This is a genomic window from Vibrio gigantis (assembly GCF_024347515.1).
GTDB lineage: Bacteria > Pseudomonadota > Gammaproteobacteria > Enterobacterales > Vibrionaceae > Vibrio > Vibrio gigantis.
Genome location: NZ_AP025493.1, coordinates 1789704 through 1812693 on the forward strand (window position 1 = coordinate 1789704; position 22990 = coordinate 1812693).

At 37.7% G+C, this 22990-nt stretch carries 18 protein-coding genes and 2 pseudogenes; 15 read left to right on the plus strand and 5 right to left on the minus strand.

Annotated features, from left to right (window positions below):
• Window positions 1-26 precede the first annotated feature (26 nt).
• The 6 genes from OCV56_RS23965 to OCV56_RS23990 all read left to right on the plus strand — a co-directional run bounded on the left by OCV56_RS23965 (window position 27) and on the right by OCV56_RS23990 (window position 6600).
• Window positions 27-1829, plus strand: coding sequence for a recombinase family protein (locus OCV56_RS23965; protein WP_086712901.1), 1803 nt, complete (start codon window positions 27-29; stop codon window positions 1827-1829).
• Window positions 1830-2723: 894 nt separating this feature from the next.
• Complete coding sequence (locus OCV56_RS23970) at window positions 2724-3269, plus strand: chromosome partitioning protein ParA (RefSeq protein ID WP_086712878.1); 546 nt, start codon at window positions 2724-2726, stop codon at window positions 3267-3269.
• On the plus strand, window positions 3259-4662 hold the full coding sequence (locus OCV56_RS23975; protein WP_086712879.1) for a relaxase/mobilization nuclease domain-containing protein: 1404 nt from the start codon (window positions 3259-3261) through the stop codon (window positions 4660-4662). The genes OCV56_RS23970 and OCV56_RS23975 overlap by 11 nt, the downstream gene beginning before the upstream one ends.
• A gap of 295 nt (window positions 4663-4957) precedes the next feature.
• The gene (locus tag OCV56_RS23980) at window positions 4958-5728 is read left to right on the plus strand and encodes a hypothetical protein (protein ID WP_086712880.1); all 771 of its coding nucleotides are present in this window, start codon (window positions 4958-4960) and stop codon (window positions 5726-5728) included.
• A gap of 152 nt (window positions 5729-5880) precedes the next feature.
• Window positions 5881-6078: a hypothetical protein gene (locus tag OCV56_RS23985; protein WP_167373161.1), complete on the plus strand. Its 198-nt coding sequence runs from the start codon at window positions 5881-5883 to the stop codon at window positions 6076-6078.
• Between the two features lie 141 nt (window positions 6079-6219).
• Complete coding sequence (locus tag OCV56_RS23990) at window positions 6220-6600, plus strand: HVO_A0114 family putative DNA-binding protein (RefSeq protein WP_086712881.1); 381 nt, start codon at window positions 6220-6222, stop codon at window positions 6598-6600.
• A 211-nt stretch (window positions 6601-6811) separates the two neighbouring features.
• On the opposite strand, the pseudogene OCV56_RS23995 reads toward OCV56_RS23990, so the two are convergent.
• Window positions 6812-7133 (minus strand): annotated as a pseudogene (locus tag OCV56_RS23995) (type 1 glutamine amidotransferase domain-containing protein); the annotation flags it as partial.
• Between the two features lies 1 nt (window position 7134).
• On the opposite strand from OCV56_RS23995, the pseudogene OCV56_RS24000 reads away from it, so the two are divergent.
• A pseudogene (locus tag OCV56_RS24000) lies at window positions 7135-7337 on the plus strand (LysR family transcriptional regulator); the annotation flags it as partial.
• Window positions 7338-7694: 357 nt separating this feature from the next.
• Here the strand turns inward: OCV56_RS24000 and OCV56_RS24005 are convergent.
• The 4 genes from OCV56_RS24005 to OCV56_RS24020 form a co-directional block, all read right to left on the minus strand.
• Window positions 7695-8186 carry a DUF726 domain-containing protein gene (locus tag OCV56_RS24005; protein WP_143691561.1) on the minus strand — a complete coding sequence of 164 codons (492 nt, stop codon included), beginning with the start codon at window positions 8184-8186 and terminating at the stop codon, window positions 7695-7697.
• A 32-nt stretch (window positions 8187-8218) separates the two neighbouring features.
• Entirely contained in the window at window positions 8219-8446 is a 228-nt protein-coding gene (locus tag OCV56_RS24010) for a hypothetical protein (protein ID WP_086712883.1), read from the minus strand.
• 19 nt (window positions 8447-8465) lie between these two features.
• Window positions 8466-8807 carry a hypothetical protein gene (locus tag OCV56_RS24015; protein WP_086712884.1) on the minus strand — a complete coding sequence of 114 codons (342 nt, stop codon included), beginning with the start codon at window positions 8805-8807 and terminating at the stop codon, window positions 8466-8468.
• Window positions 8808-9045: 238 nt separating this feature from the next.
• Window positions 9046-9678, minus strand: coding sequence for a GGDEF domain-containing protein (locus OCV56_RS24020; RefSeq protein WP_086712885.1), 633 nt, complete (start codon window positions 9676-9678; stop codon window positions 9046-9048).
• Between the two features lie 338 nt (window positions 9679-10016).
• On the opposite strand from OCV56_RS24020, the gene OCV56_RS24025 reads away from it, so the two are divergent.
• The 8 genes from OCV56_RS24025 to OCV56_RS24060 all read left to right on the plus strand — a co-directional run bounded on the left by OCV56_RS24025 (window position 10017) and on the right by OCV56_RS24060 (window position 22921).
• Window positions 10017-10982, plus strand: a complete 966-nt coding sequence (locus tag OCV56_RS24025; RefSeq protein ID WP_086712886.1) for a helix-turn-helix transcriptional regulator — start codon at window positions 10017-10019, stop codon at window positions 10980-10982.
• Window positions 10983-10987: 5 nt separating this feature from the next.
• Window positions 10988-12610 carry a dynamin family protein gene (locus tag OCV56_RS24030; protein ID WP_086712887.1) on the plus strand — a complete coding sequence of 541 codons (1623 nt, stop codon included), beginning with the start codon at window positions 10988-10990 and terminating at the stop codon, window positions 12608-12610.
• 11 nt (window positions 12611-12621) lie between these two features.
• On the plus strand, window positions 12622-16245 hold the full coding sequence (locus OCV56_RS24035) for a patatin-like phospholipase family protein (protein WP_086712888.1): 3624 nt from the start codon (window positions 12622-12624) through the stop codon (window positions 16243-16245).
• 68 nt (window positions 16246-16313) lie between these two features.
• The gene (locus OCV56_RS24040; protein ID WP_143691562.1) at window positions 16314-17309 is read left to right on the plus strand and encodes a TerB family tellurite resistance protein; all 996 of its coding nucleotides are present in this window, start codon (window positions 16314-16316) and stop codon (window positions 17307-17309) included.
• A gap of 12 nt (window positions 17310-17321) precedes the next feature.
• A complete protein-coding gene (locus tag OCV56_RS24045) occupies window positions 17322-18551 on the plus strand; it encodes a tellurite resistance TerB family protein (protein WP_086712890.1) in 1230 nt (409 codons plus the stop codon).
• Window positions 18552-18570: 19 nt separating this feature from the next.
• A complete protein-coding gene (locus tag OCV56_RS24050; RefSeq protein WP_143691563.1) occupies window positions 18571-19707 on the plus strand; it encodes a tellurite resistance TerB family protein in 1137 nt (378 codons plus the stop codon).
• Window positions 19708-19712: 5 nt separating this feature from the next.
• Entirely contained in the window at window positions 19713-21968 is a 2256-nt protein-coding gene (locus OCV56_RS24055; protein WP_086712892.1) for a dynamin family protein, read from the plus strand.
• A gap of 206 nt (window positions 21969-22174) precedes the next feature.
• Entirely contained in the window at window positions 22175-22921 is a 747-nt protein-coding gene (locus OCV56_RS24060; protein WP_029805238.1) for a hypothetical protein, read from the plus strand.
• Window positions 22922-22990 lie beyond the last annotated feature (69 nt).

Here is a 22990-nt window from a genome sequence, read left to right on the forward strand (position 1 = left end):
GATTGTATTGCATGAGGTGGTTGGGAATGATTCATCCAAAGGAACAATTGGACGCTTACATCTATTCGCGTGTGAGTAAAGATGTACAAGTCCAAGGGGACGGTATCCGTCGTCAGATCGATGGGGCTATTCGTTTTGTAGAGAGCAAGAACAAGGAGAATTTACAGAACGGTTTACCAACTTACGCCATAGCGGACGAATTTATTACTGATAGAGGACTATCAGCATACAAAGGTTTCAATACCGCAACGAACGGTGGTCTCGGCGCATTTCTTGAAGCTGCAAGAAAAGGAGATATAAAACGCGGATCACTTCTCGTTGTGGAGGCAGTAGATCGCATCAGTCGGATGCCTGCTGACGAGTCTCGGAAAACGTTCAGTCTTTTCAAAGAGTATGGTATTGACGTAGCTATCGTGAAATTTGGCATAATCATTAAGCATAGTGAGAGTACAACACTTGAGAATGATTTATTGATTACAGCGGCAATTCACTTAGCGCACATGGAAAGCCAGCAAAAATCTAATCGAATCAATGATTACTTCGAAAATAAGCGAATGAAAGAGAAAGAAGGGGGGGAAAAGCGTACCTCAATTTGCCCTTCTTGGATGAAGTTATCTGAAGATAAGAGGTCATTTGAACTTATACCTGATCGCGAAAGAGTAATGAAGCGCATCATAAACATGAAGTTAGATGGACTGGGCTGTCATAGGATTGCTAGTACCCTGAATAGTGAAGGTGTTCCGTACTTTAATGGAAAAACTTGGTCAACGGAAATAGTGCGTAAGTACTGTAAAATGATTCAGTTGTATGGTGCGTTTCAACGCGTTAAACATGTTCGTACTGATGCTGGAACTAAGAAACAGCCATGGGGAGATATTGAGCAAAATTATTACCCAGCGATTATTGATGAACAAACGTTCCTTCGCCTCAAAAAATCATTTAAGAGATCTGGCGGGCGGCAAACTGGTGCGTTTAGTAATCTGTTCAGTAAGTTGCTCTTCTGTCCACAGTGTGGTTCCTCTATGAGCTATTACAAACCCAACAGAGGTAGAAAGAAAGTAAGATGTCGAAAACAAATCGATAACCAAGGCTGCACGCAAAGAGCGCTTAATTATGAAGAGATAGAAACTAGACTTGTTAAAGCTCTAGCTGGTCTAGACTACGCTAAAATCAATGACAGTAGTTTTACTGACTTAAGCGAGGAATTAAGCAGCCTAGAAGCTAATATAGCGGAGCTTAACGAGAATGTTGAGGTCGTCACCAAACAGCTGATGGAAAATATAAACCCACGATTATACTCTATTCTTACAGATAAGCTCACCAAGTTAGATGATGAAATTCAAAGTGAGAAAGCTAAGTTTGATGAGCTGTCCATTCTACACAGAAACTACGATACAACTATCATTAATAGCTTGAAGCTTGATAATAACGAAGATAGGGAGCGTTATAACAACTTTGTGAAGCAATTTGTGAAGTACATTATTTGCACTGATGAAGAGCAAGGTGGCTCTTTAAGAGTTGTCTTCAAAGCCGACGCCATCGGAGAGTTACCATTTAGTTTTAGTGATGAGAAAAATGATAAAGCCGTGAGTGAGGTGTTTACTGCTAATCGTTCTATCAGTGATACTCAAGCAGTACGCTCAATCAATCTGGATAAATCATCGGGTATGTACCTCCCATTACTTAAAGAGATTACTGATGTTAAGCAACCGAACGATTTATCAGACTCCAGAGAACTTATCCGATACATGCACGCGGTGCGTATGGCTGTTAAAAGAAACCCTAGTAAGTGGAAAGAGATAGCTGAACAAGCCAAGTTGAGGTATTAACGAATTAGCCAGTAAGTCCACAACACATTCACTAATTGCAAAAGCAGTCAATAAACATAAATAGGTTGGTATTTAGATATCTGTGTCATTTCAGTATGATATACATAATACTGAAATGACACATGATCAAAGCCTATTGAGGTCAAATCGTGAGTGTTCACCAAGCCCTATTTCCAACAAAAATTCGACTTCGCGCAACTGCTCTGCTTTTGACTATTGAGTGATCGTTTTGGGTCTTCATTATGGGAGCATGACTAGAAAAAATCTTCCAAATACCAAGACTCACCACCTAAAGTATATGGCTTGAATGAGGTTGAGGTGCTTATTGATTAGCTGTGGGAACAATCTCTATTAATTGTTGTATGCTAAAATTGCATTGGATTTATATTCTAAATAAATTACCCATTAATTAATAGTAAGTAATGGATACTTAATCTTCATATTATCATAATTACAGAATACTTATACTGTGAGAACAAGTTTTTATATGACTACTTAAGGTTTAAGTTTTATATTTATGGTCTACTTACTTGGAAAGTAATCTATTAATTAAAATCTTCGATGTTATTGATTTCTATATGATTATTAAACTATCCTAATTATTGGCCTTTAATCTGTGTCATTTGGATTAAACTTATTTCTATTAAAAGTAAAATATAAGTTGAATTTAATATAAATATAAATTAATAATATAAAAAATGAAATTTTAAGCAAGCTGTGTCTGCGCGTTTATTTGTCCCAAATAAAAACTCCGACAGATACTCCGCCCATTCTGGTTGGTTGCACTAACCCCCTTCGGGGTTAGCGCTGTTTTATCATATTCTGTTAGTCTTAGATCTTAATAGCCATCTAATTATTTGAGAGGTGAGTATACATACAAAATAGGTAAAAATTATGAACAACGATACGTTAGACATTCTAAGAAATGCAGATGCAAAAGATTTGAAAGCTATTGAAACTGCCATTAAGACAGTAAAAAAAGAGAAATACAACGCTCGTAAAGAACCTGCTGATTTGCAGATTAAATCAGTAAAAACAAACCTCACTGAAAAAGAATATCAAGAGCTAGTTAAAAAGCAATGTATGTCTGGTTATTCAAAACTTTCAGTATTTACTCGTGACATCATCAATAATGCTGTAAAAGTCAAACCCATCATTCTAGAGGCATCTAAAGAGTTCTTCACAAAAACTTCAGAACTCAGTGACCAAATTAAAACAATTGCTAACGATATTGATAATAGTAAAGCTCTCACAAGAGATGAAATAGAAAGTACTCTTTTAGTACTAGCGGGACTATTAAGAGAGTTTCAGGCCACTCGTCACTTGCTAGTGAATAGCTTTACTCAAGAAGCGGCTTATGAAATAGCAAAACAGCATTTAAGTGAAGACAAGCTTGTTCAGGCACTGAAAGAATTAAGAGGCTCAAGTCATGATCTATAAGGAACCCGAACAAAATGGCGGTAAGCACACAGATCAGACCGCTGATGTTCTCATAAAGTATGTTGCAGGTGACGATGAACGGCTGGCTAAATATCTAGTAAACTATGGTGCAGGTGCCACTAAAAGCTCTGTTTCAGTAACCGAGTTCGTTTATGCAAATAATATTATACATATCCCTGAAAATGCCAAATGTGCATCAGGAGAGATGTTAGATATGTCACTTGCGATAAGAGAGATGCAAGAATCTATAAGGCTTAACCCAAGTGCTAAACAGCAGTTTAAGCACATGATAGTTAGCCTCGATACAAATGAAAGCTTAACTAATCCACAATGGTGTAAAACAGCTAAAAATTTGATGAGCCGTTTGGGTTATGCAAATTGTAGATATATTGTCTTTAAACATAATGATACCGACCAAGAACATATACACGTAATCACGTCTACCATCGATATAGTGACAAGAAAGCGCATCAAAGACTCTTATAGCAAGATACGAGCACAAGAAGTAATGAGGGAGCTAGAGATAGAGTTTGGTCTGCGACAATTAGTAAGTAGTAATGATATTGGTTACGATACCTATTCTGATATTAATGACGCTAAAAAATTTAACAAAAAGGCTCAAATCGCTAGGCTGGTAAAAACAGGTATTAATAAGTTAAAGCCAGGCTCTAATCTTGCAGAGTTTGTCACTGCTGTTGAGTCAACACATTCAAGGCTCAAAGTAGAGCTACAAACAAAGAAGGGGATGGCGGTGGGTATCGTATTTAATCTCGACGGGGTTCGAATGTCTGCTTCTCAGCTGGGCGGAAATCGAAAATATACACTAGGAAAGCTAATTAGAAACGGTATTCTACATGACGCCTGTAAAGACCTTAGTAACTATGAAGAAGAACTTGAAAGAGCGGCTGTGCACGCTCAAGAACAATCAGATAATGCGATTAGAGTTTATGAGAATAAGCAAGATCAAGATATGAGGACTTATCTTGTCATGCTTTCTTTGAATGTTAGATATCGCAGAGAAGTGGAACAATTAATAGATGATATGAAGTGGAACTTGAGAGCACGTAAAAGATTAAAAGGCGCTTCTGATGTTGTGTATGTCGTTGAGATGATTTCTACGCTTAAAGATGTTGAAATGGGTTTTGAAACTGTCATTGAAGCGCTATTTTTGGATACTCTTGATAAAGCATTTAGCTGCATCACTAAGCGAAAAGCAATGGAAAATTTATTTGAAAATTTAAGCACAAAACAGATTTCTGAGAGTGACTATAAGACTTTTATTACTACCGCTCATGTTGAGGTCTTACACAAGAATGATAAACCACAACAAAGTTTGGTGAACAAACTATTAGAAAGTATCATTAGCCAGGATTACAAAGGTATAAAGAAGTAACCTAATATTTATAGTTGTAATTAAATGCAATGATATTGCTTTCTATATATAATTCCCTAGTCATTATTTTTTAATGCCTCGGTGATTTTTAAAAATCAATGATTCGTCATAGTTAATAAATATTTTATCAAATTTTTCTGTCAATAATAATGTTATGTCAGTTGGTTTGTATTAGATAGAGATTGAAAATCAATCTTTTAAAATTATTTTTTTGGCAAATTTCAGTTTCTTTACTTATATTAATTTAACTGGTATCTTATATTAAAAGATAAAAATAAATGATAAGGTTTTAATCATGGCTAATAACGCAGATGCAATTAATGTAGCAGTAGATAAACAAAGAGATAACAAAAATAATGATGGTAAAAATTATACACCGTATCGACATAGAAAAGGTATGACTCTTTATCTTCGATTAAATATAAATGTAAACAATGAAGGCTTTAGAAATGGCTCTCCTAAAACAATGGTGATTAATGTTGCTCAAAAACGTATTGATGAGTACCCCAAGTATACATTTGAAGAATTTGTAAGTAACAATGCTTCTAAATGTGTGAAGTCGGGGGAGTTCGAGATTACTCGAGGTGCATATGAGAAATTTTTAGCTAAGCATAAATACTATTACGGAATATATCAAAAAGCAAAAGTAAATGAATGCCGTGGTTATTTCGAGATTGACAGAGCTGGAATTCAGAAAGAGGCGGCAAAGATATCAAAGCCAATCCATGATGTTGCAGATATTGTTGAAAAGCTTGCTTTAGATGGTCTTTTGACAGCTGTAGAAGCACAAGATCTGTATCAGTCAATGTACAGAATTAAACAAGTATTAGACGCATACGTTATGCCTGATATTCTTTTTCAGAATATGCTTTTCTATGATAAAAAATTGACTGATAAAATTAAAAACTACAATAATTTGTCTAACTTTAAAATTTCAAGTAAAGCAAATGCTGATCGTTTTGTTAAACACATGAGTAAAATAGACAGTTTTGAAACTGGCAACAGAGTTAAAAAATTAAGCACTGAAAGAAAGATACTAGAGTCTTTGTGTTGCAGTTCGTCGTAAACCTCTTTGATATCTGCCAGATCAACGATCTGGCTTTTCATATTATATGAAAGTGTACACTTTGTAATCTAATAGATTAATAGTATTGTTTTCCTGAGAATCATAGATTAGTATTTAATCATATTTTCTAACAACATGTAATAGGGATGATTATGATGGATGATATTCATGAACAACTTGGCGTCAATAAGTCCTTTCTTAACGACACATTCGCAATGATCCGCATATCTAAAAATGGCGAAGTTTGGATGCAATACCAAGATAAGATGGATATACCATCAGGCACTAAAGCAATTAATATTACAGCTGATGTTCTTAAGATTATTGCGCTTCATCAAAGTAATGAATAATGAGAGCGTGGTTTAAAGAAATTTGTATTGAGGTTTAATAAATCCCGAATTCAACTGCGAAGTGCGACACTCGCCAATATCATGCAGCTAATGCCATTTCCTTAAACAAAATCATTATATTTTTATTAACATGGATAGACTATGAAAGCTAGAATCGGAATCGCCTCGGAAGAACTCGTTCGCAAGTATATATTGGATGTTTCAGCTGGAAAATTAAACCATGTCGAAGATATCCCTCATTTCTGGTTTTCATCATTAACGGAGCTGGCACAGGTTTTAACTAACGAAAATATTAAGCTTTTATATATGATTTCTCGTGATAGAGCAAATAGTGTAGGGAAGTTATCTGCTATAACAGGTCGCAGTGTCGAAGAACTTTCGGTTTCTATTGATGACCTTGCATCTAAAGGTTTTGTTCGTATTGATAGATGTGGAAACGAAGAGCGTCTTACTGCCATTTATACCTCTTTTGAGATCCTCATGGGTAAAGAACTGGAAGATCTGCTTCTACAGCTACTTTAATAACCGCTCAATTTCGAACAAAGGTGTTTTTACCGTGCACATAACACCGACATGATTGAAGCTGATTCATTTCAAGCTAATTACGAGTTAGCTAGGCTAGCTAACTCGAATGGCGATACTTCTGAGCCGAAAAAGCGATCTACGACGTGGGAGGAAAACACTTATCGAACTTGTTTTCTCAGTGAGGTACAGTTTTAGTCCTAATTATCACTTAAGCTAATAGATTCAAGATGGCTTTACCGACGTTGCGAGCGCTCTGTCCTGTAATAACACGACCATCCACAATCACAAGCCCTTGCCAAGGTTTAACTTTAGAATAACGAATTGCACTATCTGCGAAAGACTCTTCCAATTGGAATGGGATGTCATTGATAGTGCCAAAATCGATCTCTTCTACTTCACGAGTGAAGCCTGTCCCTGACTTAGACGCAAGCAAACTGTCGCCATTGCTTAATAGGTAGAAGAGCACTTGGGCCATGGAATACGGCTGCTACACTACCGTCATCTTCATAATGTTTTGCTGATATTTTTGCGGAGGCTTGTACAGAGGGGTTAGGCGTGGATTATCTACCAAAAGCAGCTTTAGCGATGCCATTTCGTCTAGTCGTTTAGCACGAATTCTTGAACCTTATTGGGGAAGCGGCAACAGCAGTTGGATTGTATATCAAAACAGTCATTTCCTACCATTAAGAGCAAGGCTGGCCATCGACTTTCTACTTGACCACTTCTCAGAATAGCAGGAATGACAAATCTCATAATAAACAGCAGGTGCACAAGCTCGGAATGTAGCACTTTTGAGTTAGAAAGTGATCACTGAAAAGTTTTTGGAAAATTTAGTGTGCCATAAAAATTTCAGTCATTGCTTCTAACCTGCGTATACTAACTCTCACAGAATTACAGGAAAAAAAACAGCTCTACGGTTTTTAAGGCTCTAAAAAGGTAGTTTTTGATGCCTGATTTACAGATTTAACATAATGAACATCTACATATAGAAGCTGTATTGAGATGTATTTTTCCTTGATGAAAGATTGCGGAAGCGACCTTTTTGTGTATATGCTCCCGCAAAATGGAGAAAATTAATAATTTTTAGGTTGCTAGCGAGGAACAGAAGTATATGTTTTGATCAGGTTACCCACTTCCGCTTTTTTATAATCGGTGTGTCCTCGAACAATGCGTGACATATTAATATTAAAGATCTGGTTGTTATAACCTTGCTCAATTGGTTTTATGCCAACGGGCGTATCGGCAAACAATGTTCCTGCTCGATAAAGTCCGCGCAGCACCATATCGTTATCGGAGTAACAGTTAAAAATGCGAATCGATTTTCTCATTGCTATGTTACCCCAAGGGCTTTCAGCACCTACCGCGCCGCCTAATAGAAAAGCACCCATCACTCGGTCATAGGTTTTCATGTTGACTAAGCAATTAAATATCACTCGTGAACCTAGTGAATGGCCCATCAAAATGTATTTACTCGGGTTTTTATCGATATAGTTTGCAAGTTGCATTCCCGCTAGTTTGGCATTTTCCATCGCAGTTATCCACTCTTTGCGAGTAGCACCAATTGCGGATTTACGTTTAAACAAGTCTAGTCCAACAATGGTTTGAGATATAATTTTTAGCAATAGACCGCCAGGGGTGTCTTTTCGAATTCAGGAGTCATCCAGTTTGTTACTAATCGTTTATAATTGCTAGCGTCCCAATCGCAGTGGAGTACCGCTGCCTTGGGAAAGTTCTTATCAACGACCGATAGCCAATCAGTAACATCAGTGGATTGCTCAGACATAAAGCCATTAATCACAATCACTTTTACATCTTTACCAGCTCGAATTACTCGTGTTCTCACTCATTTATCCTTACTGGGTTTATCGAGTCATGCGATTGAAGATAAGGTTTATTACTGGCCACAGCACAAACCAATACATGATTACTACTAGTTCAACCAATATCTTGTAGATGGCAGTAAACAGCAGAAAGGGAATCGCGATAAGAACCAGGCTCAATAGTGCAGATATGATACTCACGCTAAATAGCGCCACTATTTTGCTAAGAATGAGGAGACCAACAAGAACTAGGTTTGCTTTGAAGCAAAAGCGCATGGTTTTGTCGATTCCGCGTTCAGAGTCGTAGTATCTGAACAAGCCTTTGGTTGGGTGAATACCATAGTTAACAGGCTTCGATTTCGTTTTTTTTAAACATTCTGGCACCTGGCTAACAAGAAAATTATTTTATGAAACAGGCCGTCAAGATAATATCAGAATTCAACTAAACGTAAATAAAACAATGGGTAAATGCCATTTTATTAGTGCGTTTGGATAAAAAATAACTCAAATAAGCTAACGCCAGTTAGATAAGCTGACTGGCTTTCTTTTTTGTATATCGTGGGAAATGCAGACCTACATTTATTACAACCCATAGACTTAATAGGTTTTTTCATTTAGATCGTTAACGATGACGACCACCTTTCTTTTGATACATATCGAGGTCAACTAAACTGAGTAATTGTTTTGATGTCAATTTCTCATCGCCTTTCATGTTGTAAACATAACTTCCAGTAGTGACGGTGATGGAAAGTGAGGGACGAGCAAGTGGCAGTCGTTGTTTTGCGAGAGTTTCGTGGAGTTGTTTACACCAGATGTTGATTTCTTGATGTGTTGCATTGGGCAGCACCGCAAGAAACTCGTCTCCACCAAACCTTGAAATAGATTCACTCGGTTTCTTAAATCTTGTCAGAGCGCTACCCACATAAGCCAAAACTTCATCCCCAACTATATGTCCTTCTGTATCGTTGATGATTTTAAGATGATCGACATCGATGAAGACTAGACCTAGGGAGTCCAATAGATTATTTTTTAAAGACATTTCTAGGTATGTCATCCCGTATTCTCGAGTTTCAACTTTAGTTAGGCTGTCTATTCGAACCTGATTTTCTAAGGAGTACACCTTCTCTCTGAGCTTCTTATTTTCAACTTCTAAGAAACGTATCTGCTTTATTAGATCCTGCCATTTCGCCTTAGTAATTGTACTGCTACTTGGGGTGTCAGCAGAGATATTTTTATCACACGTATAGACAGACATTGTGCACTCCGATGTTAAAAGTGTCCTTAATCGAAATGATCTTAAACCCAAGTACGACATTATGTGTCACATAAAACAAGAGATTTTCTGTGCGTTAGATACGACTCTACTGCTTAAAGCGATTGTTTTGTAAACGATTTAGTGCGACACAATTTGACATATAACACGTTATAGTCAATTTGTTTGGTATGTGGTTACTTGTTTCTTAACTAAAGATTGCATATTGATGTATAAAGAATTCATTAAAAGGAGTGACATGGCGATATGGAATATCATTTTTCTTTTTGTTGTGTTTTAAATCAATAAATTAGTTTTTGAAAAATTAGGTAAGACCAAGTATGGCCAAACGAGCGAGCACTCACGAATCTCTTGTTGTAGCGTTTGAGTTGCTGAAGCGCATACCAAAATCACATCAAGTTACGGCACGAGATCTTCACCAGCAACTAGAGCATATTGGAATAGAGCGAGAACTCCGCACAATCCAACGCAATTTAGAGCTGCTGTGCGAACACTTTGACATTATTCGTGATGAGAGAAGTAAACCATATGGATATCGCTGGAATAAAGATAGTGAGGGTATGACGCTGCTTAAGCTGTCAGCCCAAGAGGCATTGCTTTTAAATCTAGCGGAAGAGTATTTGATTAAGCTCTTACCAGTTAACATTACAGCGTCACTTGATGGTTTTTTTCAAGAGGCGAAATACAAACTCAACCCAACAAGTGGGAACTCTAAAGAAAGAGAGTGGCTAAAAAAGGTGAGGGTAGTGAGTGAAACTCAACCACTGTTGCCACCTAAAATCGCAACTAAGGTATTTTGTGCAATTAGCGAAGCGCTTTATCACGATCGTTTGCTCAATATTGACTATTACAATACTAAACAAGTTCAAAAGTCAGCTTTGGTGATGCCGTTAGGCTTGGCTCAGCAAGGTCAACGAATGTACTTAGTTTGTCGATTTGATGGTTATGACAACGAACGGAGCATCGCAGTACATCGGGTAAGTAAAGCCACTGTTTCATCTTTTGGTTTTGAACGCCCTAAAGAGTTTAAGCTAAGTCAATACGATGCTGATGGAAGGTTTGGTTTTGGTGAAGGCGAGAAGATCTCCCTCGAACTTGAAGTTAAAAATGAGTTAGCGTTGCTTCTTTCGGAAACGCCAATCTCGACAGACCAAAATATTACCCAACAGGGCGACATATACAAAATTTCAGCAACTGTGGTTGACTCAAAACTGTTAGGACAATGGCTCTCTGGATTTGGTGATTTAGTTATATCACAACGAAAAAATGAATACTTGAAAGGTTAAATGAGATGGACATAGATAGTTTAATGAATGGTCATTTAGCATCATCAGAAGACAAGAAAGACACAATACCTTTGGTATCATTAGGTAAATCTAATCGTTACCTCGAAGATGCAGAACTAGGGTTGGAGCTATGTGCTAGCTTAGTTGCAAAACCAGATTTAAGAACTTCGAGTGATCAAATTTTAGAGGATATAGATAAGCTAATTAATCAGACGTTTCTATCACACACAAAACGAGGTGAGAATACTAGTGGTGCAAGTGCTTATGCTCAACTTATCAAGTGGTTTGATTTGCTTAAAGAAGCAGTATCTTTCCCTCAGTTGCAGCAGAGTCATACTGTTGCTGTCGGTGGTTCTTTTAGTGCGGGTAAAACACGATTTCTTAATACAGTTTTAGGTTGTCCATCACTTCTACCAGTTGACACCACTCCAACAACATCTATCCCTACCTTTTTGTTTAAAGGCATTTCAAATCGAATTGATGCTTTGAACTTTTACGGTAAGAAAACTGAAATCAATGAAGATGCGATCAAAGCGATCTGTCATGCTTTCAATAAAAAGTATCAAGTTACCTTCAGTCATATCCTGCAAATGATTGCGGTTGAACGAGAAAGTTTTAATTACGCTAACCTTATCTTCTTGGATACGCCAGGATACAGCAAATCAGATAATCAACAGAAAATTGATGAAAATATTGCTCGTCAACATTTAAGAGTGGCAGATTATCTTATCTGGCTTGTTGATAGTCAGAACGGAACCGTACCTCAACAAGACATAGACTTTCTTCAAAGTCTGGAGCTAGACCAACCTGTTCTAGTAGTGATGAGCAAAGCGGATAAAAAACTTGAATCTGAAGTGAAGAGCATTATCAAGGTAGCCAAAGCTGATCTTGAAAATGCAGAAATCAGCTACGTCGATGTCATTGGTTATTCAGCGGTTGAAGATTCAGAAATTTCAGAACATGGTGGACGCCTTAAAGAGTTTTTAACTCAAGTTAATCGAGGTAGTGATGGTTCAACATTAAAGTGGCAACTTTCAAAAATCTTTGATGAGTATCACCGAGAATATTTGGCAACCCAACAAACACTCAAGCTAACCGTCGGTACATTGAACGAGCTGATCTTTGATGAAAAATTGACGGGTGATAAGAAGAAGCACCTGACTGATTTCCATAAGAAAGTTAAAGCTCAGTTAGATACCTTGCAGCGTCATAAACGAGATTCTGAAAAAATTCATGTTCAGATAGAAGACTTGCTGAAGGATGTTTGTGAATCGAAAAAAATTAAGCTGTCCGATATCCCAAGTCTTGTCCAGCTTAACGCGATGAGAAAGAAATCTGACTCAGCACAGAGCGCAACATTCAAGTTCGATGCACTTCTACAAGGTGATCAAAGCACATTATCGCATCTAGCAAATCTTGATAGCCTAGAAGGGCAGGTCACGAAGATAAGTGCCTTAGGTTTATCTATCAAACTCGATAAAGCACCAAATCTAGAAATTATGATCATGAAAAATGTGATCACGAAAACAGCACCATCACTTAAGTTTGATCAATTTTATGTCTCGCAAGAAGTGAAAGTGCAGATCATTAGTAACAAAAAAGCATCAGTATCAGTCAGTTTCGATTAATAGGTTAAATAATGAGTAAATTAGGTATTGTCTTCTCTGGTGGAGGTGGTAAAGGCGCTTATGAAGTTGGTGCTTGGAAAGCACTTCACGAGTTTGGTCTAGATAAAAACGTTGAAGCTGTGGCTGGTACTTCGGTGGGTGGTTTGAATGGCGCTCTATTCGTACAAGGCGATGTGGAAGCGGCAGAGAAACTATGGCGTGGTATCTCTAAAGACCAAATAATGTCTTTAAACAAAGATAACCTTGCGAGAAAGGCTGCAACTTATGCGAGTACCCTGTTTACACCATCATTGGCGGCTAGAGCGGTATTGGCTATTACAGGATTAAGCCAGGCACAGGGCTTGTTTAATCAAAGTGGTCTAAAACACTTAATCGAAAAAAGTGGTGCTTGTGATGATGTTAGTCAAAGTCAGATCCCATTTCATGTTTGTGCATTGAACTCTAGTACTCGAAAGCTTGAGTACCCTGATCTAACAGATAAAACACCTACAAATATAGTTCAGTGGCTGCTGGCATCAGCAGCCATTCCTATTGTTTTTGATGGTATTAATATTGGCGGAACCACCTACTTTGATGGCGGGGTTTTACCTGGTGAATATAGCGATAATACGCCTTACAAAGTATTGATTGAACAGCATAACTGTACTCATATCATCAATCTATATCTAGAGAGAGATCCGCAGTTATCTCAAACAGTTAAACAATACCCTAATGTCCGCTTCTGGAACATCGTACCAACTAGAGAGTTTGATGGGTTAATTGCGCCTCTTAATTTTACTCCTGAAAATGCAGGCAAGTTGATAGATGAAGGCTATGAAGATGTGAAGCGCATCTTAGAGCAGTTTAAAGACTTCCAAGATACTGAACAGCAGTTTGTTGCTATTGTCGATAAGCTCGCTGATGATGAAAAAAAATTCGATCAAAACGTCAACCTAAACAAGCAACTAAGAAACGGTCAGTTTGAAAGTTACGAGAGTCTTCAAGAAGTAACTCAACAAGTTGCGATGGAAATTGACGCTCAAGAACAAGCATTTATTGATAGCAGCATCGATACATTATTAGCAGAGATGAAAGATAACTCTACTGAGTTACTCAATGAGGCTTTTTCATCTATTACGACACTTGCTTCAACTGAAGGGGCGATAAATGCACAGTTAGAGCAGAGCAGATTCGGACGTGTTATTGGTAATCTGACAGGTAGTAATAATGAACGACAAGCAGAAGTTAATCATGGATTAAACAGAGCTATCTATGCTAACCAACGATTGATTCAAAAACTTAATCAGAAAAATAAGTTAACACTAGAAGTTGTTGCCTCGCTATCGAACAAAACTAATTACCTAATGAACCATGTCAATGTGTTACATGGCAGCATTAAGATGACAGAGCATCGACTGAATCGCTCGTTGGCGCTTATGAAAAACGGTTTTGAAGTTTTGGAAGCAGAGCTTTCTCAACAAATATCGCATGTTTCACAAAGAGTTGATGCATTAGAAAGGAACCAAATTATTAATAACTGGTTCCATGACGCTATTGCTAATGGCTTCGCTACAAATGCCTATCAGTCTTTGCTTGATCTCACGAGCAGTTTTTACCTAACTTCAGGTCGAACATGGGAAAATAATGAGTTAGCTCGTTATGTAAATGCATTGAAATTTTTGGAAATTGATAAAGAAGAGTTAGTGCCAGCTTCTCTTATCTGGGAGTCCAATGAAGGTAAGTTCGTAGACCGTATTGATGCTCAGTACATTTTGCCTATAGCGAGCCAAAAGGAGAATGACTTTCCTCTATTGAAAGGCATTCAAATGGCAACAGAGGTATCGAGTGAACGAGATATCATTAGTGAGCTAGAGTCCGATCTTGGTTTGAATCTATTTACACCACGCCCTGCTAAAGAGCTAGGTTTAGAGCTTCTTCACGCAATGCGTCAGAATGATCGCAGACCAGTTACACTCAACCTAACATCTGAGGAGACTCCGTTACTAACAAGTGGTTCGGCAGCTTCTCAGGTCCAATCACAATGGTTATCAGTGATCGCTGAGTTAAATGAAATTAATAGCCAGCACCTGAACGATGAAAGCATAAAAGAGAAGTTAGAGTTTATTACCTCTCGGGTTAACAACTATAAAGTGGTTATTCCGATCATCGGTAAGTTCTCAGCAGGTAAGAGTTCATTACTTAATAGCTATTTGGATAAAGATTACTTAAAGGTCAATATTGCGCCAGAAACGGCAATCGCAACCGAATTGACTTACAGTGAGGTTGAACAATTTACTGTTCATTACGCAGATGATACTCAACCAACTATCTATTCGTTAAGTGCATTACAAGATTTTCAGCCCAATGAGCAAGTTGCTTACATCACGGTAGAACTCAATAATCAACGTCTCAAAAATAGAAGAGATGTGGTGTTAGTCGATATGCCTGGATTTGATGCTCGTAATAAAGCTCACCAAAAAGCCATTGCCACATACCTTGAGCGTGGAGATTACTTCGTTACTTTATTTCCAGCGGATATTCCGTTCGATAATACGGTAGTAGAACGCCTTGAAGAGATTTACTACGACCACAGTAAAGATATTGGCTGCTTAATTTCGAAATCAGCCCGTAAGTCTGAAGTTGAATTGGCAAAAAGCATTGAGCAAGTTAAGCAAACGCTGAATGAAAGAATGCAAGACCACTTCGAAGTAACGAGTATCGAAACACAGGACAAACAGCTATATACAATCAAAGGCTTCGAAGTAATGATTGATAATGCTGCAAGTCAGTTTGATGGTTTGTTAAAGCATCGCTATCAACCAGCACTATCTGCTTTGATTACGAGCATTGAAGTGGCTTTAAAAGCGAAAAATTCATATACATCTAACACTGCCGTTGAAATTGAAAATAAGATCGATGGACTGGAGCAAAGCTTCAATCAAGAGAAGCAGCACCTTGAACAGGTGCTAACGGAGCTTGAGTATAACCTTTGTAGTGTCGGCAGAGAGCAGCTTACCGCTAAAGTTAGTTCAGTATTATCAAATAGTATCCATCGCCTAGTGAGTGCTGCGAAAAGTAACACCTTGTCAGACTCGATGGCGACTATTGTGCGCCCTGTGGTGCAGTTAGAATTAGATGAACTTATTCAAAAAGAGCTAGCACATTTTGAGCGTAAGTTAGAAAACCATGACAGTGTTTCTGTCGGTGGAATCAGTGTTCACCTCGATATCCCACCTCAAGAAAAAGAAAAGTTTTCATTAAGCTCAGGCACAATTGCAGGTGCTATTAGCTTAGTGGTGCTAGGCCCAATTGCAGGCATTGTCGTTGGTATTCTAGGTGGTCTGCTGGGTAAGAAAAAAGATAATGAAGCAGAGAGAGACTTTCAGGTTGAGCAGAAAATTCGTGGTCAAGTCATTCCTGAAGCAACAAGCCAAATTATGGATACCGTAGCTGATCATCTAGCTCGTGTAGTTAGAAACTTCAGCCAGCAACTCAATATTACCCTTGAGCAGAAGAAGCAAGCACACAACGAACAGCTTGTTGAATTACAAAAGCAACATAAAGAACAATCAGATACATTTGAAGAGACGAAAAAGCAACTAGTACAAGCGTTAGCTGAGATGTCTACTCTAAAACAACGTATCGTTAATGACTAAGACATAATGCTATGGAGTTTTGTAAAAATGCAAAGCTCCATAATAAAACAGTCTTAATTGAGGCAATTATGAGTGCAATTCTAAAATCATTAAAAAATTATAACGATGACACATTTACACTATCAGAACACCCAATAGTGGACTTAGACCTAGAGAATAAAGTTGCATACCTGTATGGGCTGGGGCTTATCATGGGGTCTGATGAACAGATTGATGAATCAGAAAAAAGATTTATAGGTACACTACTCAGAACATTAAATCTACCAGATGAGTTGTTGGAAGAAGTTGAACAAAATTCACAATCTATAGATGAAGGTTTTATTGAAGAATTGAAAAAAACACTGACTACTAACAACCTAGTAAGCACATTCTTTTATGACGCTGTGATGATCTGCTATCAAGATGGTAATTATTGTCAAACCGAGAAAGACGTTATCAAACAGTTACGATATCTCTTAGATTTCTCAGATGATGATATCTTTTTAGTAGAGAGAACAATAGAGGCTATTGATTCAAAAAATAAAGCAGTTCTTGAGAGTATTGATGGTGAAGGTTATTGGAAGTGGAAACACTTAGTAGAGTATAACAGAATTGATTACACCCCTGAGAGCATTAAAGTTTCGAATTACAAAGACTTTAAATATCTTCTTGATAAAGAAATGTACTATACAGATATAAAACTGGGTGAAGGTGAATTCTGGTTGTCAGAGGCTGATATCGAAAAATTATTTTCCGCTAAAATAACAGGGGCAGGAATAAATAAGACAACAATTTGGCTAGAGGGTGAAGAGAATTGCCTATTCGATGAAGAATCTCCCTTCAATGATCATAGCCACGAAATAACAATAAGTATGTTCAATCTAAAGTCAATATCAAACTGTAGTGTTGGTACTCGTCACTCTAAACTACTCGTACTAACAATATGTGGTGGAGGTGATGATATTTTCAATAAATGTAATCTTGAAGATGTTTCTGAAATAGATTCTTTCGAAAAAAGTAGGCTTGAAATGGAATCTACGATGAAAGAAATTGAAAATTTTAGAGAGCTTTTTACTAAATTTTAGAGGGAATAAATTATGCTAGATATTTTAGAGGTAATTAATGAAGCGACAAAAGAAGCAAACTCTTTTGAAAACCATGCAGCAAAGGATCTGACTCTGGAAGAGCGCTTGCTTTATCTACAAGGCTTAGCGCTAGTGATGAATGCCGATGGTGAGATTCACCCAGAAGAGAAAGAGTACATTCGTATTTTGATCAAATCGTTTGAAATGGATGAATCAATCCTAGAAAGCTTTGTAGAGTTTGCACAACGTCCAGACAAAGATACAGTACAAGCATTCTTCCGTACCTTTAGACGTAGGCCAATCGCACAGTTGTTTCTGTTTGATGCACTAATGATGACACGCAGAGATGATTCCGTAGATGAAAGAGAGAAAGCAGTTGTAGATAAGATTGCGGAGCAGTTAGAGGTTCTTAAAGGAACCTATCAGGATATTTATGATTTATTTTGTCATATAAAGAATAAAGACTGGGAAGAAAGTGCTTTGTATTTTTCGAGCCATTTGTTAAATCCAGAACATTTCAAGCATTTGTTAGATTATTTTGAAGTTGACTTTGATAATTTAATGCTTAGTTCCGAAAAGCTACAAGAGAAAAGATTTAAGCAAGTAATCTTATCTAAGCTCAATGTCGAAAATTACGAATGGGAAGAGTTGAAATATTACAGTGATGGTATCATTACTACACCTAACTCTAAAGTTACCTCTCACTATGTAGATCTAACGTCATCATTAATGTCTCTAGTAGAACTGATAGTCCCTAAAGTGCAGTCTGATTTAGATCGAGGTAAGATATGTGTAAACCCAAATGAAGAGTTAGAAAGTGAAAATGGTGAAATTCTAGCTTCAGTAAAATCGCTTGGGCTAAATTATGATAAGGAAAATAAGTGTTTTAATTTGCATTTATCCGACGATGACGCGAAAAAGGATGAAGAGATTTACTCCATAGCATGCTACTTATCTACAGGTTTTGTTGGTCGCTCTAATAATATAAATGATATAATTGCTTTTATTCTGCAAGACGAAAATGCAAGTATTGCACAAGCTAGAAGACATCCTAGCTATCCTAATGAACGATGTTTCCCAAGAAGTGGGAATGAGTATTTAGATGAAGTTTTAGAATTCGAGGGGAAACTTTATTTAAATGAGTTTAACAATTCTTATGTTCATTATGCTGAATTTGTTGAGTGTATAGAGTCTAACTTTAGTGTTTTAAAAAGTGGTAAGATTAGAATCGCAACTTTCTAGAAAATAAAGTGATAAAAAATTGAAAATACTAACAATGATTAGAGAAGCTGCAAAAGAAAGCAATGCATTTGAAAACCACGCTGCAAAGGAATTGGCTCTCGAAGAGAAGCTGCTCTACCTTCAAGGACTAGCATTGGTAATGAATTCAGATGGTGAAATTCACCCTGAAGAAACAGATTACTTACTCATACTCATTAGATCGCTTTATCTAGACGAATCAGTCATTGATAGCTGTATCGAGTTTGCTAACCAACCAGACAAAAGCACGATTCAGAGCATTTTGAAGTGCTTTAGGCGCAAACCCATAGCTCAGCTTTTCCTGTTTGATGCTTTGATGATGAGTTATCGTGACGGTGATATATCAGAGCAAGAAAAAGAAGTAATTGACGAGCTTGCTTTTCAATTTGAAGTCGCTAAAGGTATCTATCACGATATCTTTGACCTCTTTTGCTATATCAAAAATAGAAACTGGCAAGATGCTGCATTGTACTTCTCCATTCACCTTTTAAATCCTGATTATTTTAATCACATATTTAATTACTATGATGTGTCTTTAGAGCAAGTTTCAAAACAGAGTAAAAAAGCATCTAAGAAAAAAATTCTATCTTGTATAAATAATAAACTAGAAAATGGGATAAGCAATGAGGTTATTCTTCCTTTTTTACAAGCGAAGATAGATAAAAAAGAAGCAAGCGTAATAAATGGAAATTTCATACTACCCGATTCAGATGAATTTAAACTAAGTACGATCAATATTAACTTTGATAAGTTAAGTGAGACCCTTCATATTGACTCTTTACTTTTAATAAAACAAAACCCAATCGTTAACTATTTCATAAAATGTATTGGCTTGACAGATAGTGACCGTTATAAGCTTGATGGCGGTACTCAAAAAATTATCATCTCAAAGCTAGGAAAAAACAATCGAGTTTTGGACTTAGGTTTAAAGTTTGAAGAAGGCTGCTTAATAGATGTTAATGGTACGTTGTGGTCTTATAAGAAGGGACGTGGGGATAATTGTATAATTGGGAAGAACATTATTTTTTCAAATACAAAGAAAAATTTTAAGCAATTAGAAAACGTAAAAGGGTTGCCTCTACACTCTTCTTTGACTGATACATCTAACGCTGGGTGGTTAACTAAATTTTATGAGTAATTTGTATGATTAAAAATAAAATCAACGTAATCTACTCTAAGTATGGGCCTCATACTAGAGTGGTTGATGAGAAGATCTTAGGCGATATTAGTCTTCTTAGGGATACATTTGAAACCGATATTGACAACGCCAAACAAGAAAACCGAGTCTTGCGTATCGGTATTGTTGGTCAAATCAAACGTGGTAAATCATCGTTTCTAAACAGTTTACTTTTCGATGGTAAATCGGTTCTCCCTAAAGCTGCGACACCAATGACAGCAGCACTTACCAAGATTAGTTATTCTGAGCAGCCATCAGCAACGGTAGAGTTCTATAGCAAAAAAGAATGGGCGAAAGTAATAGAACAAGCTCATAAGGTTGAACAAGACGAAAAAATCTACCAAGAGCAACTTAATGAATTTCAAGCATCAAAGGCACCAGGCTTGAAACGACAGCGAGGGATTAGACCCCCTCAAAAGCCTAATCACCCTGAGGAATCAAAAGCATGTTTTGAACTTTATCAAATGGTACAACGCTCAAATTTAGACGTAGAGAAATACCTTGATAAAGAAGAAGTGATTAAAAGCACAGGTTCAAACGAAACGTTAATCTCTGACTTAACCCCATTTGTTGGTGCTGATGGAAAGTTTACTCCAATTGTAAAGAGTTCATCACTAGCTCTAAATCTTCCTGAGCTTAAAGATATCGAAGTTGTTGATACTCCAGGGATGAATGACCCTATCATATCAAGGGGCAGGCGAACGCAAGAGTTTTTAGGGCAGTGTGACGTTATCTTCCTACTGAGCTATTGCGGTCAGTTCTTGGATAGCCAAGATATGGCACTGTTAGCACAAAACATCCCGAACAAGGGTATCGAAGAGATCATTTTAATTGGTTCTCTGTTCGATAGTGCGTTGTTAGATGAGTACAGTAACTACGACTCTATTCAGCAAGCTCTGCCTTCTTTAACCGCTAGCTTAAATGCTCAAGCTCAATCGGAAGTTAACGCTGTTTGTCGTCAGGATGAGTTGAATAATGGTGGTCAGCCACATCTAATGCAAACCCTGCAAAATGCACTACCGCCTATTTTTGTATCTTCTCGTTGTTACGATTTAGCGAAGAAAGGGGACGATCTAAGTGAAGAAGAGCAACACACACTTAACCGCCTGAATCAAATGTTTGATGGCTTTACTTTTACGCCACAAATTTTGGAGGCAGTAGCTAACTTCAAAAAAGTGCACTTTAAGCTGGAGTCAGTCCGAGAAAATAAAGATAAAATCATGGCTGAGCGTCTTGATAATCTTCTAAAAGGGGCGGAGCGTGATTTATTGCAAAAACTAACGGCTATTTCTGATGATATTACTCTTAAGCGAAATAATCTCCAGCAAGGCGATTTAGCTGAAGCAGAAAAGAAACAGAAAGAGTTGGCAGAGCGTATTAATGCAGGTAAATCAAAAGTGAGCATGGTTTTCGATAAATATCGAGTGCAGATCGAAAAGGAGCTTCATAAGGCAGAGCAAAGCATCAAACAGAATTCTCTTTCAGTTAAACGCATTAACTCTCAAACAGGTAGTCGTGAAGAATCGTATACGACTTACTCTGAGGTAAGTGACTCTAGTTGGTATAATCCATTTAGTTGGGGTAGAACTAGGACTGTGTCATCTATAAACTACCGCACAGTTAACTACACCTATGCAAATGTTCAAGATGCAGTCCAAAAGCTAGAAGACTTTGTAGTTGAGACTAGCGATAGGCTATATCAGTCAAGCTCTCAAACTATCAACATTAACCAGTTCCGTGAAGATATCAAACAGGCAGTTAGAGGCTTATTTGACTTTTCAGACCCAGATTTCGACCCTGAAATGATATTGCTACCGCTAAGCAACTCTGTTGACCGAATTACGATTCCAACAATTAGCTTGGATCTAGACTATCATATCAACTCGATTAGACAGCAATTCTCTGCGAATGAAGTCGAGGGTGATGAGATCCAACAACTAAGAGCTGAGCAGGCTAGAATAGTAGGCATTTTGCTAACGGAAATCACTCAAGAAGTGAGTAAATGTGGCTCAGATATGCTTGGTAAAATCTCCAGAGAAGAGCAAGATTTTCTTCCTACTCTTATCGAAGATTTAGAAAGCAGCATTGAACAGCTTCGAGCAGACTTAGAGAACAAAGAGCAAGCTCTTAAAGAGTACAGCGATATTCTTGAGATGGTTGAAGAGGATAAGCGCCAATTGAGTACAGCTAATCTTCATCTACCTGAGAGGGCTGCTATGTAGATTGATGAGGGGATTGATGCCCTCATTTTCGAGCTGAGAATTAGCTCTTGGTGAATAGCAGAATCTCTTTCAGTTGGCCTATGCAAACTTTTAGCTACAGGCGGTTTGCAGAGCTACCGAATGGAGATCATCAGGTAACTTCTCTACTGAGCCAAAAATATAACCAGTCAGTCATATTTTGACTTATCTAATACAACGAGAAAAAAATGAGTAAAAACGTCGCACTTTTAGTTGCCGAGGCCCCTTGGTTTTCCTTTAAAACTAATCATGACCAAGCCAGTTGCATTCCGTTCTTTGAAGGAGTGAAAAAGCTGGTTAACGATAGCACTGACAAGCCACAACTGAATATCTACAACTGTAATTATTATGACAACAAATCGCTTGAGAAAGCGCTAGAACATCTCGTTGATACTCGTGAGGATATACAGATTCTGTATATCGGTGGGCATGGAGATGGCAAGCGCATTGCCGATGCTACCATCAACAAAACTACCGAGCTTATCCGTGAGCATGGCAAAAAAATTAAAGGACTAATCGTTAGTTCATGCATGGCTGGTTTAACCGATAAACTATCGATGGCATCGGAGGGGGCGTTTTCTTCCAGTGATCGGTCAATTAGTTGGGTGAATGGCCCCAATTGGATCATTTCTTATAAATACGCAGTCGATTGGTTTCCGTCTGCGTTGGTGGAAACCTCGATTGTGCGAGCATTTACAGAGCACTATCACCAAGAAGGCAGACTCAACTCAAAAGCAGATATTCTTGGTTGTTTGAATCACGCATTAGCGCCATTTGATCTCCACCAAGAATTCGCATCAGATAAAAGTGACAATCGCAAAAGCTTGGGAGACACCATTCGCATTTGGATTCGGGCGCAAGGCGCTAGCCAACCAACTGATGTGACTGAAGATCTCCTTGCACAACTTGGTTACTTAGAATTCGAGGCCGAGTGACCTGAATTGTCGTCAAAATGGTGAGACTATTTTTGGGGCTATTGGTATAACTGCCCCAAATTATCCCCC